This window comes from Oligoflexus tunisiensis, from assembly GCF_001748245.1.
Classification (GTDB): domain Bacteria; phylum Bdellovibrionota_B; class Oligoflexia; order Oligoflexales; family Oligoflexaceae; genus Oligoflexus; species Oligoflexus tunisiensis.
The window spans coordinates 5,822,057-5,841,811 of sequence record NZ_BDFO01000001.1 but is presented as its reverse complement, the minus strand read 5'-3'; the positions used below and the strand labels follow the sequence as shown (position 1 = coordinate 5,841,811).

Genomic DNA, 19,755 nt, shown 5'->3' with positions numbered 1-19,755 from the left:
TGACGGGATGAGACGAACGCTGGTTCAGCTGCTCGTGTGGATGTCCCTCGTGCTGACAGCGGGTCTGGGGTCTGCCCTGGCTCAGACTGTATCCGCCTATGAAGCCGCGTTGAATGATTATCGAGCCAATCGCATCCGTGAATCGGTGCGCGCCTTGAAAGCGATCCTCCTCAAGGATCCGCGCAACAAGGAAGCGGCGATGCTGCTCGGGACGATCTATTATCAAAACCATAAGCTGAAAAAAGCCTATTATCTTTTTGAAAAGGGTGATCCCGCACTCCTCACGCCCGAGAATGCCTTTGCCTGGGGATCGACCTATCTCGAATTCGACGAGGATAAAAAGGCCGCGCTCGGGTTTCGCTATATCCTGAAAAACAAGGCCCCCTTTCGGCCCTTTGCCACCTATTACCTTGGTGTGATTGCCTACAAGGCCGGTCAGTGGCAGAGGGCTCGCAAGTACTTTCAAAAGGTCAATCCCGAGGATCTTACCGTCGCGCTGCGGGTCAACCGGCGCCGTTACCTGGCGGATATCAAAAAGCAGCAGGATAAACTGCTGGAATCCATCATCGGTGGCACGAATCGCAGCGGTCAGGACCTGGCTGCGCCGCAGCTGCCTGTGACCACGCCGATGCCTCCGAAGGACAGTGGCACGGACGAGGAACTGATGGCGCCTTTGGCCAATGCCCTGCAGGTGGAGCAGGAGGATCCAAAAGGCTGGCGGCATAGTGTGCGGCCGGCGGTGATGCTCGCGCAGCAAAATCAACTTTCGGATAATCATGGTCTCAATAATGACAACGTCAATCTCTTTGCCCATCGCGAGGGCATCAGCGGCCTTGTGAATTATGGAGATGGGCGCAAAAGCGGGGGCCTTCTGGGTGGCTTTGCGTATCTGCTTGGTGATATCGGCTACAGTGCCCAGCTGGACCAGGTTCAGTATTTTACCCTGGAGCAGACCTCGGGTCTTTTCACCTCACAGGCCAGTTCCAGTCAGAATGAAAGCAGTGGTTTTCTCAGTCTGCAGCCCAACCTCGGCGTGTATCTCAATCCGAGCCTGCGCCTTGAACTGGCAGCCGGGGTGCGTTCCTACTTTCCGGACTATGATGCAAAGCAGGCCTGGGGACAGGCCTCGGAACAGGTGGCCCTGCGGTATGAAAGCGCCGCCACCGAACTTGGATTTGAGTTGACTGCGCTGCAACCCTTCGATGAACAGCAGAAGAAGGAGGCTCTTGATCTGGCCGCGCGGGCTGATGTCGAACAGCAATTTGGGGATCTCAGGGTGAACCTGCAGGGTTATGGCTGGCAAACGGATCACGCCCGATTTCTGAGTGCCAATCGGTTCCGCCTCATCCTCGCGGATCCGGAGCTGCGGTATCGGGTGGGCTTTGTGAGTGAGCTGGGGGCCTCGGCCGGACTTCTTTTGAACATCTTTAGCGACACCACGCTGCAGCTGCGACTGGAAGCCTTGAAGCGCGAGCCTTTGAGTGGTGCACGCTTGAACCGCTTGCGCAGCACGGACACGGTGGAGTCGGTGGCCTATGGGGCCGGCAAATCGCTGGCCAGTTTGAATATACCCCTGGGGGACAGCGCCAGCATCACCGCCTCGGCGGCCTATAACCTGCTGACGGATTATCACTATACGGAAGTGAACGCTGAGGCCGATGTGCCGTTTCAGGAGTATGTCACCGATGTGGAACAGTTCATCTACCAGGCCGGTGCTGTCATTTCCTTTGCCGAGTGGATTCGCCTGAGCGGCAGCTATACAATCACGACCAATAACTTCACTTCATCCTCCTCGAGCGACCGCGAGTTCCGCCGCAGCAACCCGAATTATACGGTGGATGCGGATTTCTATCTGGAGCTGGCGAAGACGTTTTAAGCTGCCGTCACAGCTTGGGTGAAATTACCAGAGACAGCCCCCGGCTTGATCCCGAACGCTATCAGGTATAGCTTAAGGAGGGACAAGCGAGGGGGTTATTATGCGTGCAGTTCTGGGAGTTCATCGTTTACCGTCTGCTCATGAAGCCCTGCAGGCGCTCCTGCAGCTTGGTTTCAAGGATCTTGAAGTGCGCCCGACTCATGTGATGGAACACGTGGGCAGCACGCTTGGCAAATATCTGCTGACAGTCACCGAGACGGAATACTACGCTCAATATATGAAGAATGAAGAGGCCAAGGCGCGGGAGCTTCTGAACAGTTTTGAGAAGGAACTTCAGCAGCATGGCATCACGAGCGAAGCCCGTTTGCGCGAAGGTCATGTCGTCAATGAGCTGATGGCGGAAGCCCGGGAATCCCAAGCGGATCTGGTGGTGGTCAGCCTGAAAGCGCAGGAAACATTGGGGCACTTCTTTTTCGGCTCGGTCGGTCGCAAAATGATCTTTCAATGTCCGACCAGTTTTTTCGTCTATAAACCTCTGAGCGATCCCCAGACTCTGAAGCGGGCGGTTTTTGCCACCGATCATTCCCCGTTTGCGCAAAAGGCCCTGGAGCGTTTGATCAGCATGCGTCCTGAAGGGCTTGAGCATATCGCCGTCCTCACGGCCTATCCGCATAATTTGACGTCAGCCCTGGCGCCCTTTGTCAGCCAGCTGGGGGTGGATGTGAGCCGCTGGATCGAGGACAAGCTCCACGAGGAAAACGAGGTCGTGGTGCAGCGTCTGAAGCAGGCGGGTTTTCATGCCGTGACCGAGGTGCGCGGCGAGCCCATTCATGAAGCGATCGACAGCAGTCTGCGCCATCAGGAGGCTGGTCTGATTATTCTTGGGGCCCAGGGTCATGGCATGCTGGAAGGTCTGAGTCTCGGCAGCGTCACGGCGCATCAGGTGCTGCATACCCGTCACTCGGTGTTGGTGGTGCGGCCTTGACAAGGCCTGATGGGAGAGGGACATGCTGAATCTCTGGTTGAACTTTGTTCGACGTCTCCTGAGCTGGCTGCGTGAACGGGACACCCGGCTGCTTCTGGCCGCTCTCCTTTCCGCCGCGTCATTCTTCGCCTTTATGGAGATCGCTGATGATGTGACGGAAGGGGATACGCAGACCCTGGACGAAAGGATCGTCATCAGTCTGCGTGAGCCGCATGACCTGAGTGATCCGATCGGCCCGCTATGGATCGAGAGCGCTGTCCGTGATGTCTCCGCGCTTGGCAGTTATGTGGTACTGACTTTTTATGTCAGCTTCGTTCTGATCTTTTTGATTCTGATTCGCCGCTACAAAGCCTCGCTTTTCGTGCTGGGCGCAACCCTGAGCGGGGTGATCGTAAGCCACTCTCTGAAAATCTTTTTTTCCCGGCCCCGTCCCGATATCGTCACGCATGGCGCGCATGTCATGACCTATAGTTTCCCCAGCGGCCACTCCATGCTGTCGGCGGTCGTCTATCTGACCCTTGGAGCCCTGCTCACCGAACTTGTGACACGCAAACGTCTGAAGAGTTATTTCCTGCTGGTCGCCATGTTTTTATCCGGCGTGGTGGGGTTGAGTCGCATTTATCTCGGTGTGCATTATCCCAGCGATGTGCTGGCAGGCTGGTGTGCAGGATTGTGCTGGGCGGCACTGTTTACTGTGATCGCCCGGCTCAATGCCTTGCGGATGCGGGAGCCGGCTGCAGATCAACCGGCTCGGGCCGCTTCCCCTTACGTCAACGAATCTTGAGCTCGCTGCGAATCCAGCGCAAACCTTCCTCGTAAAGGTGATCCAGGCCCTCGGCATAAAGCAGGGAATCCTTCACCCTCGCATCAGGTTCCACCGGTGCGCCGGTTCCGGCATAGGCGATGACCGTCCAGGGCAGGGATTTCAGGGCCTGCTGCTTTTCAGGCAGCACGGTCTGACCGCTGGCTTCACCGATCACGTGGGCATTCATTTCCTTTTTCAATCGCAGGGCAAAGCGGGCCGCTCCTTCCCGGGTCTGCTGGTTGATGAGCACCACGGTGGGAATCTTTTTCGAAATTTTCAAGGGACCAGCCGGATCCAGACCAAAGCCATCGCGCAAATCGATGAGCTGGGCGGCACAATTTTCCGTTTGAAAGCTGATCCGTGACAGAAGATGGGCATTCACCGCGTCATTCAACCAGAACCAGGCCTTCTGCATGCAGATGCGATATTTGTCCTGGGTCATCACGATTCCTGCGGCCTGAGTTTCCGCCAGCACATAGTCCGCAAAGCGTTGAGGCCGTGGCGTGACCTTAATCTGGCGCGTGGGGCTCATGGGGTTGTTCTGAACTTCGAGGGGAAGGGTCTGGGTTTTTTGGGCGCTGTGAATGGGATGGAAACCGGACGTTTTCACCGCATCGCCTCGCCGAAAGACCTTTTGACCATGACGGCCGACATACTGTACCGTCCATTTGTTGCCGCGGGCTTGAAACCAGGCGCCGCTGTCGGGAAAGGGTTGATCGCTGGACTGCAGAGCCCAGGTCTGAGGATCCGCTTCATCGAGGATGCGGAAGCTTTTGCCATTCCAATGCTGCAGAATGCGCGTTACGCTGAGTTTCAGGCCGGCTTCCGACTCAGCCTCGCGACCGGCGGTTGTGATGGCCTTGCGGATGCGGTCCCAGGCCTCCTTTTGCGACTGGGTGGAAGGATCGACGCTTTCGATCCAGGTGATCACTTCAGCTGCGGCATCAGCCAAAGGCAAAGGTTTCACCACAGCCTGAAGCTCGGCCGTGGAAAGCAGCCAAATCGTTGTGAGAATTCGGGTCAAAGGGGCTGAACGCATGAGGTTGACCTCCAGACATTGTTGGACGCCGGATATTACCCGGCCTTACGGCATTTTTCGTTGGAAAAATGCCGGGGACTTTGATTAAACCAGGGGGCAGCCTGCAGATAGCCGCACTCAAGGTCATAAAGGCACTTTATGCAAGATCAAAATGACGCTGGCAACGAGTCCAGTAACATCGAACAGATGGGAAACTTCGTACTATCCTCCTCGGTGTTCTATGTGGGGATGGCCGGCGTGGGTGCCATGGTGAGTCTTTACCGTCATCATTCACTGAAAAATATTCTCACGCTGCCGGCGGAAATGCCCGCACTGGCGACTCTTTTGGGTCTCGGTATGCTGGGGGCGGCTGTCCTTTTGATCGCGAATTATCTGTTCGAAGAGCAGTTTCCCTCATTTAAAATCTTTCGTCACGTCCTGATGCAAATGATCGGCAGCGCCACCGTTCCTGTGGCCCTTTATCTGGCTTTTATTTCCGCGATCGGCGAGGAGCTTTTGTTCCGCGCGGCGGTTCAGCCGGTGTTGGGACTCGTGGGCACGGCTCTGCTCTTTGGCCTCTTGCATCTGGGGCCGCAGGGCCTGATTTCGATCTGGACACTTTGGGCGATTATCAGCGGCCTGATGCTCGGCTGGCTGTTTGAAGCGACCGGCAATCTCTGGCCGCCGCTCCTTTGTCATTTTCTGGTGAACGCGATTTCCATGCTGACCCTCCGTGTTCAGTATCGCCGCTTTTTGGCCACCCATAGCAAACAAAAAGCCAATAAAGCATGAAGCCAGGACATCCGCAGATCTGTCTTTTTCAACCTGAAATCCCGCAAAACACCGGCAGCATCGGCCGACTGGCGGCGGCCACATCGTGCCGTCTGCATCTGATCAAGCCCTTTGGCTTTGGCACCAGCGACAAGAATCTGCGCCGTCCGGGACTCGATTACTGGCCCTTTTTGGATCTCGAAATCCATGACAGCATCGAGCCGCTCGTGGCCACTTATTCCGGTCGGATCGCGTTCTTTTCGAAATTCGCCACCCAACTTTACACGGACATGCCGGTTGATACGGAAGTTCTGGTGTTTGGCCGGGAAACCTCGGGTTTTCCGCCGGAATTCCATGAGCGTTTCAAGGATCAGCTGTATCGCATTCCCCTATTTCATCCTCATGTGCGCAGTTTGAATCTGGCCAATGCATGCTCAATCGTGGTTTACGACCTGATGCAGCGCCGCGGCCTCTTTGCTTCAGAAAAGGTGAGTCATGGTATCCCAGAAAGTGCTGCAACCCAAAAGCCCTGACATGAACTGGCTTGGTGCCTATTTTCAACCGAGCCTTCTGGCCGCCAAACCGTATAAAATTGATGCTCCGCAGGGCATCACCATCAAACTGGATCAGAATGAAAGCCCCTGGGACTGGCCCCTGCAGCTGAAGGATAAAATTCTCGCGAGTTTGAAGTCCAAGGAATGGAATCGCTATCCCGAAGCGATGGCGAATTCCCTGACGGAAACTCTTGCCGAATACGTCGGCGTGCGGCCGGAATGTCTGATCACATCGCCAGGCTCGAATCATTTGATTGCCCTGGTGCTCGATGCCCTCGGCCGGCGTCTGCCCGGCAAGGTCGTGATCGCGCGTCCTTCGTTTGCGCTCTTCGAATCGCATTGCCAATACGCGGGCATTCCCTATGAAACCTGGGACCTCGATGAAAATTTTGGCTACCGCCGCGAGCGACTGCCCGCGCTGCCGGATGGCTCGCTCGTGGTCTTCGCCTCTCCCAATAATCCGACCGGCACGAGTCTGCCGAAAGCCGAATTCCGGGCGCTCCTGAAGGAATTCCCGCGGGTCCTGTTCCTGGCCGACGAAGCCTATTATGAATTCGATGACGATCCCTATACCGATCTTTTGGGGGAGTTCTCGAATCTTTTGATTCTGCGCACGCTCTCGAAAACCATGGGCGCCGCCGGTGTGCGTCTGGGTTATGCGATCGGCTCACCGGAGCTGATCAGCGTTTTGACCAAGCTGCGTCTGCCTTATCTTTTGAATCACTTTACGATGGAAGCGGCACGCGTGATGCTGACCGATCCGGACATGAAAACCTTTGTGGCTCGCAATATTGAAAACGCCCGCAGCGAACGTGAACGCGTCCACCAGGCTTTGCGCGATATTCCCTGCCACGGCATGCAGGTCTTCGATTCCAAGGCCAATTTCCTTCTGATGCGCTGGCCGGATCAGGCGGATACGGATCGGGTTTATAAGGGTCTGATCGCGCAGGGTATTCTTCTGCGGAATGTGTCGGGCGGTCCTGGTCTTAAAGGCTGCTTGCGCGTAAGCATCGGCACAGCTCAGGATAATGATGCTTTCCTGAAGGCCATGCGTAGTCTTTAATTGTTAGGCCGGGCGCACGTATGACTTTTCCGTAAGAGTGTCCGGCCAGCCTTCCTTCAAGGTCCTGACTTTCCTTCCTTTAAAACAGCTTTGCCGCGCTCTTCCAAAAACGCGTTAACTTTACCCTGAGGGTGCCGATGGTGACCTCGTAAGCAGAAGTGGAAGAAGTGGGAGTCGCGTATGAGCGATAAAAAAAGTCTGGCAGAAGAATATGGTATCAAGGTTGGCAGCCAACTGGATCATGAAGATCCTATCATGCTGATTGAGGATCAACAGGATCTTCGCCTGATTGTCGCTCACCATCTCAACAAACTCGGTTTCAGCACCGTGAAACAGTTTGCCAATGGCCATGAAGCCTTGCACTTCATGAAGGATAACCCGGACCTGACGTTTCCGGTCACGATCTGTGACAAGGAAATGCCGATCCTCGGGGGCTATGATTTCCTGACCGAGATCAAGGAAAACCCGGCCTATTCCCGTGGTTCCTTTACCATCGCGATGGGGAACCCTGACAAGGAAGATATCATGCTCGCCACCGAAAATGGGGTGGATGAGATCCTGGTCAAGCCCTTCACCTTCAAGGACCTTGTGCCCAAGGTGCGGAACGCCTATAAGAAATTCCATAATCCGAACAACCCCGAACAGGTCTATGAGCTGGCCAAGGCCGAGCTGCGGTCGGGGAACCTGGACAAGTCCGAACACATTTTTTCGCGTCTCGCTCAATCAGCCAAAACTGCTGCAAGGCCTGTGGTCGGTCTGGCCCGTATCGCCTCCGAGAAAAAGGACTTTGAAAAAGCCCTGCAGTATCTGGAAGAGGCGGAGAAGAGAAACAAGTATTATGTTCTGGCTTATGTGGAACGCGGACGAATTTTTGCGAAGCAAAACAAGATTGAAGAGGCCATTGACCAGTTCACGCAAGCCATTCAACTCTCACCTCTGAATCCTCTGCGCTATGAAGAAGCGGCGGAATTGCTCTTCAAGATGCAGCGCTACCAGGAGGCGGCCACCCTCCTGACCATGGCGCTGGATAAGAGCCTGTCGTTCCCCAGTTTGCATAACTATTTGAGCCAGGCCTTTTATTCTCTGAAGGACTATAAGAAGGCAATTCGTCATATCAAATCCGCCCTTTCGGTGGAGCCGGAAAATATAACCTTCCTCAATCAGCTGGGAATTTGTTATAAGGAATCCGATCAATTTGATGAGGCGCAGAAGACTTACAACGCCGTGATCAAACTTGACCCGAACAACAAAGCCGCTCTCTATAACAAGAGTGTCATGCTGTCGGCCAAGGGACAACATGAAGAAGCGATCAAATTGATAAAACGCTGTATTGAAAAACATCCGGACTTTGAAGCGGCCAAACGCAAGCTGCAGGAGATCGAAGCCCGAGCTCAGGATAAGGCTGCCAGCTGATGCGCCGACTGATTCTAATGAGACATGGCGAAGCGGAGAATGCTCTGGCGGGAAATGACGACCGGAAAAGGAAGCTGACACCCGCCGGTCAGGCCGCGGCGCTGCGTTGTGGTCAGGAAATTCGGGCGCTGGGTTTCAGTCCGGAAATGATCCTTTGTAGCGATGCCGAACGCGCCGTGGCCACCCTGCATGCGGTCGTGCGCAGTGCCGGGCTGGTGGGCGTGGCGACGAAAATTCAATCCGATCTTTATCTCGCGGATGATCATTATGTAATTCAGGCCTGCGGCGATGAAGATGATGCCCTCGAAACGATCCTCATGATCGGCCACAACCCCGGCTGGTCAGAAGCGGCGACCGCGCTCTGCGGCACGCCTCTCAGCCTTGGAACGGCGCAGGCGGCTCTCCTCGAGCATCCGGCGGATGACTGGATCACCGCGCTCGGCGAAATCGGGCGTTGGAAACTCAAGGGCATTGTTCCCTGAATTCAGCTCGTCCTGGGCTGATTTCTGTCAAAACTTTCGACAGCAAAATTTATCCTTACGTTCTGGAAGACTTCTGCCGATAAGGCGCTCACACTGTTGCGGAAAGGGCTTCCAGATGATATCCAGATCGTTGTTTGTATTGGGTTTTTTTGTTATCAGCTGCACACCGACAACACCTGCTCCGCGAAGCCAGGAACGCACGGGAACAACGCCCATCACCGAAGAGACCCAGGATACTTCGGATGACGCAAACCCAAAGGACAAGCCGGACGAAGTGGTGCAGACACCCGATACGCCTGCGGCCACGAATACCCCAGCCCCGACCCCGACGGTTGAAGCGGGCAGCCTGAATGTGCAATGGTTCGCCGGCGCTGCCAACTGTGGCCAGGATAATAATGCTCCGATTCAGGTGCATGCCTATAACAAGAATTTAACCATTCTGCGGCAGAACAAATGCACGAACTTTGAAGCTCCGTTCATGTATTTGATTTTTGGGGCGCAGAAGGCCCTGCTCCTCGATACGGGAGCCACCCAGAACCTTCCTTTGCGGACCACCGTGGAAAATCTCTTGGTTGAGCATTACGGAGCCGCGCAGCGCGCACAGATCACTCTGATCGTGGCGCATACGCATGCGCATGGCGATCATGTGGCAGGAGATGGGCAATTCAGGGGGCAGGCCGGGACGACTGTGGTCGGAACAGGCCAGGCCGCGGTGTCGACTTTCTTTGGTATCACCAACTTTCCTGAGACGATGGCGGACTATGACCTGGGCGGCCGCATTTTGAAGGTCATTCCGATTCCTGGCCATGAAGGGACAAGTCTGGCCTTCCATGACGCGCAGACCGGAATCATTTTCACCGGCGACTCGCTTTATCCCGGTCGCCTCTATGTTCAGGACTGGGCCACCTATCGAACCAGTATGGCGAGGCTGCGGACGTATGCCGAAAGCAAAACCATCACGCACGTTTTGGGTGCGCATGTGGAAATATCCAAGACCCCCGGTCAGGATTTTGCGTTCGGCGCCACCTTCCAGCCGGATGAGCATCCTCTGGAGCTGAAGAAGGATGCCCTGATACTCCTGGACACGGAGTTGAAAAATATCGGTGCGAACCCGATGCGCAAGGTTCTGGACGAATTCATCATCTCACCCAACTGACAGCATCTGATCTCTTTGACCCTTGCCCCATGGTCGTAATTTCTGTCATCGTATTCTCCCCAGGAGGAATACGATGCAGCCCTATCTTGCGGAAAAACCGAAGGCTTCCCAGAATCCTTTAAGCTGGACGCGCATAAAGCAGAGTTTCACCTTTACGCCTGCGACCTTTCGTCTGGCCTGGGAATCCGCACCGCATTTATTTCTGGCGCTGGGTGGACTGACCCTGATCAATGCGTTTCTGCCGCTCCTTATCGCCTGGCTGGGCAAATTGATCATCGACGCCGTCGTTGCGGGGGATCAGGCGCTGACCCTGCAGTGGGTGGCTGTGGAACTGGGGTTGATTGCCTTTCAGGCTTTAAGTCAACGCGGCCTCAGTCTCAGCCGCCAGTTGATCGGGGGTCGGCTCGGCATCGACATCAATGTCAGAATTCTGGAAAAAGCGCTGGCCCTGGAACTCAAGGATTTTGAAAATCCGGAGTTCTATGATCAGCTCGTGCGCGCGCGGCGGGAGGCGTCGTCACGGCCTCTGGCCGTGATCGGCGACAGTTTTGTTCTGATTCAACACAGTCTGACGCTCAGTGGCTATCTCATTCTGCTGATGAATCTCAACGTCTGGGCCGTGCTGGGACTTTTTCTGGCGGCCATGCCGGCGGCGCTGGCGGAGCTTTATTTTTCCACCACAACCTTCTGGATGCGCAATCGTCGCTCGGCCGAGCTGCGCAAGCTGAACTATCTGGAATATGTCCTGTCCAATGATTCGCATGTGAAGGAAGTCAAGCTCTTCAAACTGGGGGCCACCCTTCTCGGCCGGTATCGCCAGATTGCCGAAGCGATGAATCGCGAGGATCAGCAGCTGAGTCTCAGGCGCGCGGGCTGGGGTTATCTTCTGTCCTTGCTCGGCACCGTGGCCTTTTACCTCTGTTATGCCTGGATTGCTCTGGCCGCGGCCCTGCGTCAGCTGTCGCTCGGTGACCTCACGCTTTATGTGGCTGCGTTTCGTCAAGGGCAGCAGTCCTTTCAATCGATCCTGGCCACCCTCGGCGGCATGTATGAGAACAATCTTTATATGTCGAATCTTTTCGCCTTTCTCGCGATCCCTGTGGCGCCGCCGGCCCCAACGCGGGCGCTGCCGCCAGGTCATGAGGAAGGTCTTCGTTTTGAGAATGTGTCGTTTCAATATCCTGGTCAGAGCCACGAGGCGCTGCGCGATATCAACCTGTTCATTCCGAAAGGACAGAGCCTCGCCCTGGTGGGACATAACGGAGCGGGAAAAACCACATTCATCAAACTGCTCACAAGGCTCTATCGACCGACCCGCGGGCGCATCCTTTTGGATGGCCGTGATCTCGAGGACTGGGATGAGGACGTTTTGTTAAAACGCATGGCGGTGGTATTTCAGGATTTCAACCGCTATCAGATGACCTTTGCTGAAAATGTCGCCATGGGCAGTCTGGAGCATGAGTCGGAACATACGCGCCTTCTGCGGGCCATTGATCACGGTGGGGCCTCGGCCGTGCTGCAGGGTCTGCCCAAGGGTTTGGAGACACCTTTGGGGCGATGGTTTCACGAAGGAGTGGAATTATCGGGCGGACAATGGCAGAAGATTGCATTGGCGCGAGCCTTCATGCGGGAAGAGGCGGATATCCTGGTCCTGGATGAGCCGACAGCGGCTTTGGATGCCGAAGCTGAATTTGCTGTCTTCAACAGCTTTCGGGCCTTGACCCGGGATCGGACCTCGATCCTGATTTCTCACCGCTTCCCCACGGTTCGCATGGCTGATACGATACTCGTGATTGAAGATGGGCGCATTATTGAACAGGGCAGCCATGATCAACTCATCGCGGCCCAGGGTCGGTATGCGAAACTCTTCGCACTGCAAGCCAGTGGTTATGTCTGAAGTTAAGGATGCGTTCATGCTGAAGCTCTCTCGTCTGGTGTCTCTTATCGCGTCTTCGCTGCTTCTGGTCTCGTTTTCTCCTGTCGCAGGACAGGCCCAGGTCGGCAAGCTCTATGCTCAGGATGCGGCCACGCAGAAAACGGAAAATCGGGAGAATGTCGAATCCCCGCGTATCATGTTCCGTCAGTTTCTGAATGTCATGAAACGGGAGGATGTGGAAGGGGCCTTCGCCTATATGGAATTCCCCAAACGCTGGGGGAATGAGCGAAAGCATCGCACCACGCGGCAGCTCTTCGAGGTGCTCAACAAGCGGGGGCGCGTGGACCCCGCGGATATTTCCATCGAGCCTGACGGCTATCAGAATGATAATCAACCTCCTGAGATCGAAATCATCGGTCAGGTGATCGTGGATGGCTCTTCGACCCCAGTGAAGCTGGTGCACGTGCAGGAGGGCGAAAGCAAGGTCTGGCGCTTTTCTCCGGATTTTATCGAACGGATCCCCGACCTGGCTGAGAAAATGGAACAGTCGGATATGGAGTCCAGGATCCCGCCGGTGCTGGTCAAGTATCAGTTGGGTGGGATCAAGGCCTGGCAGTGGCTGTTTCTGGTTGGGACGGTCCTGGCGGCCGCCTTGATTTCGCACATTCTGGCCCTGGTGTTGATCAAAACAATGAATTTTGGCAGTCGGCGTTTCAAGATCTATCTGCCGGATGAGCTGCTCAAGGGGTTTCTGCCTTCGCTGCGGGTGCTGACAGGGCTTGGAGTGATTCGTCTCGCGCTTGATTGGGTGGATCTGACCCTGGCGGTCAGGCAAACGATTCAGAATGGGATCAAAATCTTTTTCACCTTTGCGCTGATCTTCCTGGCCCTGCGTTTGATTGAAGCCTCGATAGCCATGACGCGGATGTCCTTTGAGCGGCAAGGGCGGCCGGGAGCAGCGGCCATGCTGCCGCCGGCACAGAAAGGTTTGAAAACCATTGTGGTGGTCATCGGCATCATATTCCTCCTTCGGGATTTGGGCTTGAATGTCACCGCGATCGTCGCCGGTCTTGGTGTCGGTGGTTTGGCTATCGCACTGGCGGGACAGAAAACAATTGAGAACCTCTTTGGTGGGATTTCGGTCGCGCTGGATCAGCCCGTGCGGGTCGGCGACTTTGGTCGCTTTGGGGATTTATTGGGAACGGTCGAAGATATTGGTCTGCGCTCGACGCGTATCCGGACTTTGGATCGGACGGTCGTGACGATTCCCAATGCGGAATTTTCACTGATGAAGCTCGAAAACTTTGAGAAACGTGACAAGCTGCGGTGGACCAGCACGTTGGTCCTGCGGGCGGATACGTCGGCGGATCAGCTGCGTTATCTTTTGGTCAAGATGAAGGAAATGCTGGTGGGTCATCCGATGGTGTTGAATGATCCGGCGCGTGTTCGCTTTGTGAAGATTGTCCCCTATGGGTTTGAGCTTGAGTTTTTTGCTTACATCCGCAGTACGGATTGGAATGAATGTCTGGCCGTGATTGAAGATCTGAATATCCGGATCGTGCGCCTCGTGGAAGAATGCGGAGCCGGATTTGGCTTCCAGGGCGCTCCCTTGCAACTCTTGCGGGATGATCAGCTGATGCGCCAGCGACAGGCCGAGGCGGAGGAGAAGCTGCGGCAGCTCGAAAATTCAGGAGGACTGCCGATGCCGTTCTATCCGCAGGAATGGATCGAACCACGGACCGATGTGCTGGGTTTTGGGAAGGTGAAGAAGGATTTGGACAATCGCAGCGGTTGATCCCCGCTGCGGGGGATGACGGAGGTTGGGGGATGACGGAGGTTGGGGGATAACGGAAGGCCGGAGGGGCCTTACTCCCCAAAGGATTCCAGCATAATATGCTGGTCGGGAACGCCTTTTTTCTGAAGGAATTCGACGACCAGTTTCATCAACGCATCCGGTCCGCAGGTCATGTAGGTGGCGTCCTCATAGGTATTTTCGCAGACGCCTTCCAGCATCGCTTCATCAGGGCGACCGTGCAGAAAGCCTTCATCCCGGGCGTCCTCGCGCGTGAGGGTCGTGAAAACACGAATGCCGGGGATTTTTTGCAGAGCGTCCAGATCCTTCCAGCAGATCAGATCCTGTTTCGAACGATACGCGACGAGCAGGGTCATTTTCTCGGGTGAACCGGGCTGACCGAGAGTATTCGCGTAGGCACGCAGGATACTCACGAAGGGCGTTACGCCACTGCCGGCACCAACCATCACGAGCTGCTGACGGCAGCGGGCGGGATCCCAGGTGAAACGACCGATGGGACCGCGGGCTTTCAGGATGGCTCCGGGAAAAACCTGGTCACAGAAATAATTACTGACGAGGCCACCGTCCACACGCTTCACGGTGACTGCGGCAAAACCCGCCTGATTCGGGGAACTGCTCATCGTATAGGAACGCGCAACAGGTCGTTCGCTGATGCCATCAAACCGAAAGGTCAGATACTGACCGGCAATATAATCGAAGGGACAGGAGCCCTCGTCAGCATCTTCCATCAGAAAGGTTTTCGTATCCCAGGTTTCGTCGATAACCTCGGTTACTTTCAGATTCATCCAGCCTTTCTTTCGGCGAGGGGCAGCACTCTCTTGCATCGGCTTGTCCTTTATTCGGGGCATATATCACAGAGACGTGGGGACTATAAACAATTTTGCAGGGTGGGGCAAGGGCGCTCAGGGCCGGCCGGACGATGGATTTCCTTGTGGTAGGGGACGAAAAAAAAGAGCCCCGGAACCCGAAGGTCCCAGGGCCGGAAGCTCGCAAAACTTCAACGGTCCGGATGCGTCTGCAGGGTGAGCTGCAAACTGCGGGTCCGATCACGCTCGACCGGGAAGCTCGAAACCTCCTTATTCTCGAGGTAAAAGGCCCCCAATTCCACAGAGTCGTAGTAACCGTTGCTGTTTTCGTCCAGGAAGGCGAAGACATAGTAGGAAGCCACGTCCAGGCTAGGCGTCAAATATTCAGCGGTGTATTCCTGTCCATGAACCAAAAGAAGATTGCTGCTGAAGCTCAAATTATAGAGCGGGGTTGATTCGATATCCGGCGTTTTCAGCAGGAAAATCCGCACATCCCGGTTGGCTGGGATATAATCCTCGGGCGAAACATTCAGACGCATGCGAATGCGCGCGTTGGTATCCGGCTCGCTGCCGGGTTTTTTAAAGAGCTGATTAATATAGATGTTGATCACTTCGGGTCTCTGCTCCGGAGACACCATTACCCTTTTGGCTCCCGACAGAGCCCCGTAGACCCCAACAGGGGCATCCCCGACCAGAATCATGCCGTCCATGGGATAAGGCGTGGGCTGCGTGTCGTCCGTCGTAAAATAGGCGCGGAAATAATATTCCCCCGGCGCCAGGTACATTTCCTCGAGATCACTGGAGTTGGGGCGGCTGGCATCAAAACCTGCGATGTGAATGTTGGCGGCCGGCGAACCACTGAATTGAGCATTTTCAAAGGCCTCGATGACCAGTATCCGGTTCGTTCCCAAATTTTCCTGCAAGGCGTAATGCGCAAAAACGTTCAGTATCTGGCAGTCGCGGCCGCGACAGTTGCTTTGCCAGCTGTAATCGGGACGGCTCGGCGAGCCAGCGGTGCCAGGACGGTAACCACAGAGGCGGGAGTTTTGGCCAGAAGATGTGCATTCGACATACTCATAGGTTGAGGAATTCGGGCTGGATTCCCAGGTTCCGTACTCATAGTGAACCTTTTCCTCATCCTCAGGTGTGTCATCCAGGTGGACGGCGCAGGCGGGAAGCAGGGCGAGGAGACCAGTGAGAGCCAAAAACTTTCGGATCGAGAGCATGAAGTGAGTCCTCCGAATCGTGGATGTGAAGCACGAAGTCTGGAGCGAAACCCATGCCACCCAAGCAAAAGCTTTCAAGGGCTTGAGGCTCAATAAAATGAGGTTTTTGCGTGGACAGCAAAATATCGTTTTGACAGACTTGATGCAGCACAGTTGTGAGCATCAGGTGACAGCTGCAGAAACAGGAAGGTGACTGCGTCGTATTAGCGTTTGTTTGGGCTGCGCATCCACGCTGAATCGCTACCAAAAAAACGGCTGACACTTGCGACGAGTCAAGGTATCTGTAACGATCACCCATGATGCGGTGTAGTCTGCTTTAATAGAAGGAATGGAGCCCCCATGAAGTCCCTGCGATTCCGCGCCATAGCCATCCTGCTGATCACGCTAGGAGCGCTCTACTACATTTCGCCGACTTTCATTTACTTCTCCTTACCCAAGGAAAAGCGGAATGATCCTGCGGAACTCGAAAAGGCTATTCCCACCTGGCTGCCGAAGAAACACATCAAGCTGGGTCTTGACCTTCAAGGCGGTGTGCAACTCGTTCTGGGTGTCGATACGGAAGCCGCCATCGACAACCGCCTCAGCCGGATCGGTACCGAGGTGGAGCGCTGGGCGAACGAGGACAAGCCAAAGGTCAAGGAAGCCTATGCAATTAAAGGCCAGCAGACGCTGCGGATTGTCCTGGAAGACGGCGTGGATCCCAACGAATTTCGGGCCAGTCTGCGTGAGCAATATACAGGTCTTGAGCGCGTCGGTGGTGAAGGACAGACCCTCGATCTCAAATACGACGACAATGAGCTGAAACGCATCCGTGATGGTTCGCTTGAGCAGGCGGAAAAAGTCGTGCGGTCCCGTATCGACAAATGGGGCGTTTCCGAGCCTTCCATCAACCGTCGTGCTGATAAATCGATCATGGTGCAGCTCCCTGGTTTCAAGGATCCGGACAAGGCCAAGGAACTCCTGGGTCGCACCGCGCAGCTCAAATTCAAACTCGTGGACGAGGAATTCCGTGGTTTCAGCGCCCTCGAAGGTAAACTGCCTCCCGGTGTGACCCTGGAACGCCGGGGCAATAGCGGGGCCATGGCCATCGTGGGCGAAGACAAACAACAGCTGATCCAGCTGGCCCAGCCTTTGGTGCCGGAGGGTCGCGAGCTGCTCTTTGAAGAAACCGTTCTCGCCGGTGGTAAAAAAGTTCGTTACACAGGCCAGGTTTTGAAAGCCGCCACCGAACTTTCGGGTGAAGATGTCCTCGATGCAAGCGTGACCTACGATCCCAACTCTCTGACCAATGATCCTGTGGTTTCGATGAAATTCACTCCGACCGGCGGCAAGCGCTTTGCGGATATCACGGGCGGCAATATCGGCCGGCGTATGGCGATCGTTCTCGACGATGTGATTGTCTCGGATCCTGTGATTCAAAGTAAAATTTCGGGCGGCAGCGCTCAGATCACCTTGGGCTCCGGTGAGGCGTTTAACGTCAAGCAGGAGCAGGCCAATCAGCTGGCTCTGATTCTGCGCTCCGGTGCTCTTCCCGCGCCGATCACGATTCTGGAAGAACGTCAGGTGGGTGCGACCCTCGGGCCTGAACTGGCGAACCAGGGTGTGATGTCGGTTCTCGTTGGTCTGGTCTTTGTGCTCGTTTTCATCACGGGATACTACCGGATTCCTGGTGCTCTTTCCTGTTTAGCGCTGGTTCTGAACGGTATCCTGCTGCTGATGCTCATGGCCGCGTTTGGATTCTCGCTGACCCTGCCTGGATTCGCCGGCTTTATCCTGACGCTCGGTATGGCCGTGGATGCCAACGTTTTGATCAACGAACGTATCATCGACGAGTTGCGGGATGGTCGTCCGCCGCAAAAAGCGGTGGATAACGCCTTCACAAAAGTATTCTGGACCATTATCGATGCAAACGTGACAACCTTGGTGGCCGCTTTTGTCATGTTGGAAACCAGTTCCTCGGGTCCTGTGAAAGGCTTTGCCATCTCCCTGATCCTGGGTCTTTTGGTGTCGCTCTTCACGGCTCTGACTGTGACGCATACGTTCTTCAAGATTCTGATCGGAAGGGCCAAAAGCGAGCAGCAGATCAAGAACTGGCTGGGCTGGGCCCGCGCTCAGAAGCAGGCGCAAGCGCCCCGTCGTCAGGTCGACTTTATGAAGTACGGCAAGGCTGTGACAGGTTTTGGTATCGCATTGGTGCTGGCCGTCCTGGTCGGCAGTCAGACGCTTGGGTTTAACTGGGCGGTTGATTTCACCGGTGGTACGCAGATTGATGTCGTCTTTGGCAAGCCGGTGGAAGGCAAGGTGGTACGCGAAGCCCTCACGGCCGCTGGCGTGGAGGATGTCCAGCTGCAGGAAGTGGGCAATGATAAAACGCAGTGGTCCGCTCGCTTCGAAGGCAGCAACATTACCGCTGCAGACGGCGCGGGGGATAGTACCGCGGCAGCAACGGCTGCGGCAAATACGGAACAGGCGCGTACGATGCGCCAGACACTGATGACGAAACTCGCGGATTATCAGCCGGATGTTCAGCGCGTGGAATATGTCGGTCCAGCGATCGGCAAGGAACTCCGCCAGCAGGGAATTTATTCGGTATTCTGGGCGGTTTTGGGTATCGTGCTGTATGTGGCCCTGCGCTTCGACAGCCGATTTGTTCCCGGCGCGATTTTGAAGATGGTCTTTGATGTGTCCGCCGTGCTGGTGTTCTACATCTTCTTCCAAAGGGCCTTTGACCTGACAGCTGTGGCCGGTGTGCTGACCGTCATTGGTTACTCGGTGAACGACGTTATCGTTATTTATGACAGGATTCGCGAGAACATTCAGGGTCACGCGCGACGCTCTCTGCTCGAGAACGTCAACATTTCTCTGAATGAAACATTGAGCCGTTCGATCAACACCTCGATCACCACCATGGTGTCATTGCTCGGTATTCTGGTGTTTGGTACGTCGAATATCCTGAACTTCGCGATTGCGATGGTGATCGGTATCGTCGCGGCGACGATCAGTTCGACCTTTGTGGCGACGACCGGCATCCTGTTCTTTGAGCAGTGGAAAAAGAATAGGCCAATCAAGGTGACAGCCAGCGCGAGCAATGAGGCCGCGCGCGGTTGAGTAGACAGCAGGCTGGCGGTTTGCGTGACGAGCCGCCTGCAGTTGAGAGCAGGCTGGCGGTTGCATGAAGAGCCGCCCGCTGTTGCCAGGCTGGCGGTTTTGCGACAGCCGCCTTTTCGCAAGCACGAGACGCAAAAAGGGGGCTGAAAGCCCCCTTGTTTTTTCCACCATGAATTTTTAAGGCGGCCCTTTTACAGCAGCTCCATATCCGTTATGGAGTTACCGGACAATACGTCGGAGTATTGGAAATCCTTGGTGGGAATCACATCGTTTTTCCGTGTCGTCGACTTGAAGGTCTCCTGATAAACGCTGCAGTCGATGTAATCGAACACATTGGGAAACGGGAAATTCACGCATTCCATGTTGGGCTCGAGTTCGCCTTTTTTAGGAACCTTGCGGGCTCCGACCTTTTTGGGGCCTTTGGCTTTGGGATCCTCGATGACCGGTTCGGGAGCCATGTGTTTTTTCATGACCAGACCGCAGAGATTCTTGAATTCGATCTGGCCGTTCTCGGGAACATACTGTCCGTGACGAACCAAGTGAGGACAACGCTTACAAAGCATTAGGGCCACCTTTCCTGGCAAGGCAGTCGACGCGCAAGGTTCCCGTGCCCCGAGGTGCCGAGCTTTTTGACAAAAAAGCTCCCTCAGTGGCCAGTTGTCTCCGCCATCAACCATTATTTTTTCATGGGGTTAGGGACATCTTAGGTCATGCTTTCTGGCTCTGCAACGGGAAAATATTTGTAATTTCTGGGAAAAATGCTTTTAGGCCTGCCCGAAAAAGCGGTTCTTTGTTAAGATAAT

At 55.2% G+C, this 19,755-nt stretch carries 17 protein-coding genes; 13 read left to right on the top strand and 4 right to left on the bottom strand.

All coding sequences use genetic code 11. The annotated features are described in order from the left end of the window. The first annotated feature begins 7 nt into the window (after positions 1–7). The 3 genes from OLTU_RS24105 (at position 8) to OLTU_RS24095 (ending at position 3,645) form a co-directional block, all read left to right on the top strand. Positions 8–1,876, top strand: coding sequence for a tetratricopeptide repeat protein (locus tag OLTU_RS24105; protein ID WP_141735306.1), 1,869 nt, complete (start codon positions 8–10; stop codon positions 1,874–1,876). 100 nt (positions 1,877–1,976) lie between these two features. After that, positions 1,977–2,861: a universal stress protein gene (locus OLTU_RS24100; RefSeq protein ID WP_141735305.1), complete on the top strand. Its 885-nt coding sequence runs from the start codon at positions 1,977–1,979 to the stop codon at positions 2,859–2,861. 22 nt (positions 2,862–2,883) lie between these two features. After that, entirely contained in the window at positions 2,884–3,645 is a 762-nt protein-coding gene (locus OLTU_RS24095; RefSeq protein WP_141735304.1) for a phosphatase PAP2 family protein, read from the top strand. Here OLTU_RS24095 and OLTU_RS24090 read toward each other — a convergent pair. Then, positions 3,632–4,705 (bottom strand): hypothetical protein, encoded by a 1,074-nt coding sequence (locus tag OLTU_RS24090; RefSeq protein WP_141735303.1) that lies wholly within the window; start codon positions 4,703–4,705, stop codon positions 3,632–3,634. The two genes, OLTU_RS24095 and OLTU_RS24090, sit on opposite strands and share 14 nt — an antisense overlap. 138 nt (positions 4,706–4,843) lie before the next feature. Between OLTU_RS24090 and OLTU_RS24085 the strand changes: the two genes are divergently transcribed. The 8 genes from OLTU_RS24085 (at position 4,844) to OLTU_RS24050 (ending at position 13,794) form a co-directional block, all read left to right on the top strand. After that, positions 4,844–5,476, top strand: coding sequence for a CPBP family intramembrane glutamic endopeptidase (locus tag OLTU_RS24085; RefSeq protein WP_141735302.1), 633 nt, complete (start codon positions 4,844–4,846; stop codon positions 5,474–5,476). Then, positions 5,473–5,988: a tRNA (cytidine(34)-2'-O)-methyltransferase gene (locus OLTU_RS24080; RefSeq protein ID WP_141735301.1), complete on the top strand. Its 516-nt coding sequence runs from the start codon at positions 5,473–5,475 to the stop codon at positions 5,986–5,988. Before OLTU_RS24085 ends, OLTU_RS24080 begins: the two co-directional genes overlap by 4 nt. Beyond that, positions 5,951–7,072, top strand: coding sequence for a pyridoxal phosphate-dependent aminotransferase (locus tag OLTU_RS24075; protein WP_141735300.1), 1,122 nt, complete (start codon positions 5,951–5,953; stop codon positions 7,070–7,072). The genes OLTU_RS24080 and OLTU_RS24075 overlap by 38 nt, the downstream gene beginning before the upstream one ends. Positions 7,073–7,252: 180 nt before the next feature. Then, complete coding sequence (locus tag OLTU_RS24070; protein WP_141735299.1) at positions 7,253–8,485, top strand: tetratricopeptide repeat protein; 1,233 nt, start codon at positions 7,253–7,255, stop codon at positions 8,483–8,485. Continuing rightward, positions 8,485–8,967, top strand: coding sequence for a SixA phosphatase family protein (locus OLTU_RS24065; protein ID WP_141735298.1), 483 nt, complete (start codon positions 8,485–8,487; stop codon positions 8,965–8,967). Before OLTU_RS24070 ends, OLTU_RS24065 begins: the two co-directional genes overlap by 1 nt. Before the next feature lie 115 nt (positions 8,968–9,082). Beyond that, on the top strand, positions 9,083–10,123 hold the full coding sequence (locus OLTU_RS24060; RefSeq protein WP_176736914.1) for an MBL fold metallo-hydrolase: 1,041 nt from the start codon (positions 9,083–9,085) through the stop codon (positions 10,121–10,123). A gap of 73 nt (positions 10,124–10,196) precedes the next feature. Beyond that, the gene (locus OLTU_RS24055; protein ID WP_141735296.1) at positions 10,197–12,020 is read left to right on the top strand and encodes an ABC transporter ATP-binding protein; all 1,824 of its coding nucleotides are present in this window, start codon (positions 10,197–10,199) and stop codon (positions 12,018–12,020) included. A 16-nt stretch (positions 12,021–12,036) separates the two neighbouring features. Then, positions 12,037–13,794 (top strand): mechanosensitive ion channel family protein, encoded by a 1,758-nt coding sequence (locus tag OLTU_RS24050; RefSeq protein ID WP_176736913.1) that lies wholly within the window; start codon positions 12,037–12,039, stop codon positions 13,792–13,794. 71 nt (positions 13,795–13,865) lie between these two features. Here OLTU_RS24050 and OLTU_RS24045 read toward each other — a convergent pair whose 3' ends face one another. Together OLTU_RS24045 and OLTU_RS24040 are read right to left on the bottom strand one after the other, a co-directional pair. Continuing rightward, positions 13,866–14,597, bottom strand: coding sequence for a ferredoxin--NADP reductase (locus OLTU_RS24045; RefSeq protein WP_176736912.1), 732 nt, complete (start codon positions 14,595–14,597; stop codon positions 13,866–13,868). A 212-nt stretch (positions 14,598–14,809) separates the two neighbouring features. After that, on the bottom strand, positions 14,810–15,844 hold the full coding sequence (locus OLTU_RS24040; protein WP_141735293.1) for a hypothetical protein: 1,035 nt from the start codon (positions 15,842–15,844) through the stop codon (positions 14,810–14,812). A gap of 25 nt (positions 15,845–15,869) precedes the next feature. Here OLTU_RS24040 and OLTU_RS32470 point away from each other — a divergent pair, with 25 nt between their 5' ends. Together OLTU_RS32470 and secD are read left to right on the top strand one after the other, a co-directional pair. Continuing rightward, complete coding sequence (locus OLTU_RS32470) at positions 15,870–16,037, top strand: hypothetical protein (protein ID WP_218110231.1); 168 nt, start codon at positions 15,870–15,872, stop codon at positions 16,035–16,037. Between the two features lie 146 nt (positions 16,038–16,183). Then, positions 16,184–18,952, top strand: coding sequence for a protein translocase subunit SecD (secD, locus tag OLTU_RS24035; protein WP_141735292.1), 2,769 nt, complete (start codon positions 16,184–16,186; stop codon positions 18,950–18,952). A 191-nt stretch (positions 18,953–19,143) separates the two neighbouring features. On the opposite strand, the gene OLTU_RS24030 is transcribed toward secD, so the two are convergent. Continuing rightward, positions 19,144–19,515 carry a hypothetical protein gene (locus tag OLTU_RS24030; protein WP_141735291.1) on the bottom strand — a complete coding sequence of 124 codons (372 nt, stop codon included), beginning with the start codon at positions 19,513–19,515 and terminating at the stop codon, positions 19,144–19,146. Positions 19,516–19,755: the final 240 nt, after the last annotated feature.

What these genes read in the sequence shown, in the direction of transcription:
- OLTU_RS24070 (WP_141735299.1), top strand. Translation starts at nt 7,253, where the DNA reads ATGAGCGATAAAAAAAGTCTGGCAGAAGAATATGGTATCAAGGTTGGC.
- OLTU_RS24045 (WP_176736912.1), bottom strand. Translation starts at nt 14,597, where the DNA reads ATGAATCTGAAAGTAACCGAGGTTATCGACGAAACCTGGGATACGAAA.
- OLTU_RS24085 (WP_141735302.1), top strand. Translation starts at nt 4,844, where the DNA reads ATGCAAGATCAAAATGACGCTGGCAACGAGTCCAGTAACATCGAACAG.
- OLTU_RS24050 (WP_176736913.1), top strand. Translation starts at nt 12,037, where the DNA reads ATGCTGAAGCTCTCTCGTCTGGTGTCTCTTATCGCGTCTTCGCTGCTT.
- OLTU_RS24075 (WP_141735300.1), top strand. Translation starts at nt 5,951, where the DNA reads ATGGTATCCCAGAAAGTGCTGCAACCCAAAAGCCCTGACATGAACTGG.
- OLTU_RS24095 (WP_141735304.1), top strand. Translation starts at nt 2,884, where the DNA reads ATGCTGAATCTCTGGTTGAACTTTGTTCGACGTCTCCTGAGCTGGCTG.
- OLTU_RS24055 (WP_141735296.1), top strand. Translation starts at nt 10,197, where the DNA reads ATGCAGCCCTATCTTGCGGAAAAACCGAAGGCTTCCCAGAATCCTTTA.
- OLTU_RS24080 (WP_141735301.1), top strand. Translation starts at nt 5,473, where the DNA reads ATGAAGCCAGGACATCCGCAGATCTGTCTTTTTCAACCTGAAATCCCG.
- OLTU_RS24040 (WP_141735293.1), bottom strand. Translation starts at nt 15,844, where the DNA reads ATGCTCTCGATCCGAAAGTTTTTGGCTCTCACTGGTCTCCTCGCCCTG.
- OLTU_RS24030 (WP_141735291.1), bottom strand. Translation starts at nt 19,515, where the DNA reads ATGCTTTGTAAGCGTTGTCCTCACTTGGTTCGTCACGGACAGTATGTT.
- OLTU_RS24065 (WP_141735298.1), top strand. Translation starts at nt 8,485, where the DNA reads ATGCGCCGACTGATTCTAATGAGACATGGCGAAGCGGAGAATGCTCTG.
- secD (WP_141735292.1), top strand. Translation starts at nt 16,184, where the DNA reads ATGAAGTCCCTGCGATTCCGCGCCATAGCCATCCTGCTGATCACGCTA.
- OLTU_RS24100 (WP_141735305.1), top strand. Translation starts at nt 1,977, where the DNA reads ATGCGTGCAGTTCTGGGAGTTCATCGTTTACCGTCTGCTCATGAAGCC.
- OLTU_RS24060 (WP_176736914.1), top strand. Translation starts at nt 9,083, where the DNA reads ATGATATCCAGATCGTTGTTTGTATTGGGTTTTTTTGTTATCAGCTGC.
- OLTU_RS24090 (WP_141735303.1), bottom strand. Translation starts at nt 4,705, where the DNA reads ATGCGTTCAGCCCCTTTGACCCGAATTCTCACAACGATTTGGCTGCTT.
- OLTU_RS24105 (WP_141735306.1), top strand. Translation starts at nt 8, where the DNA reads ATGAGACGAACGCTGGTTCAGCTGCTCGTGTGGATGTCCCTCGTGCTG.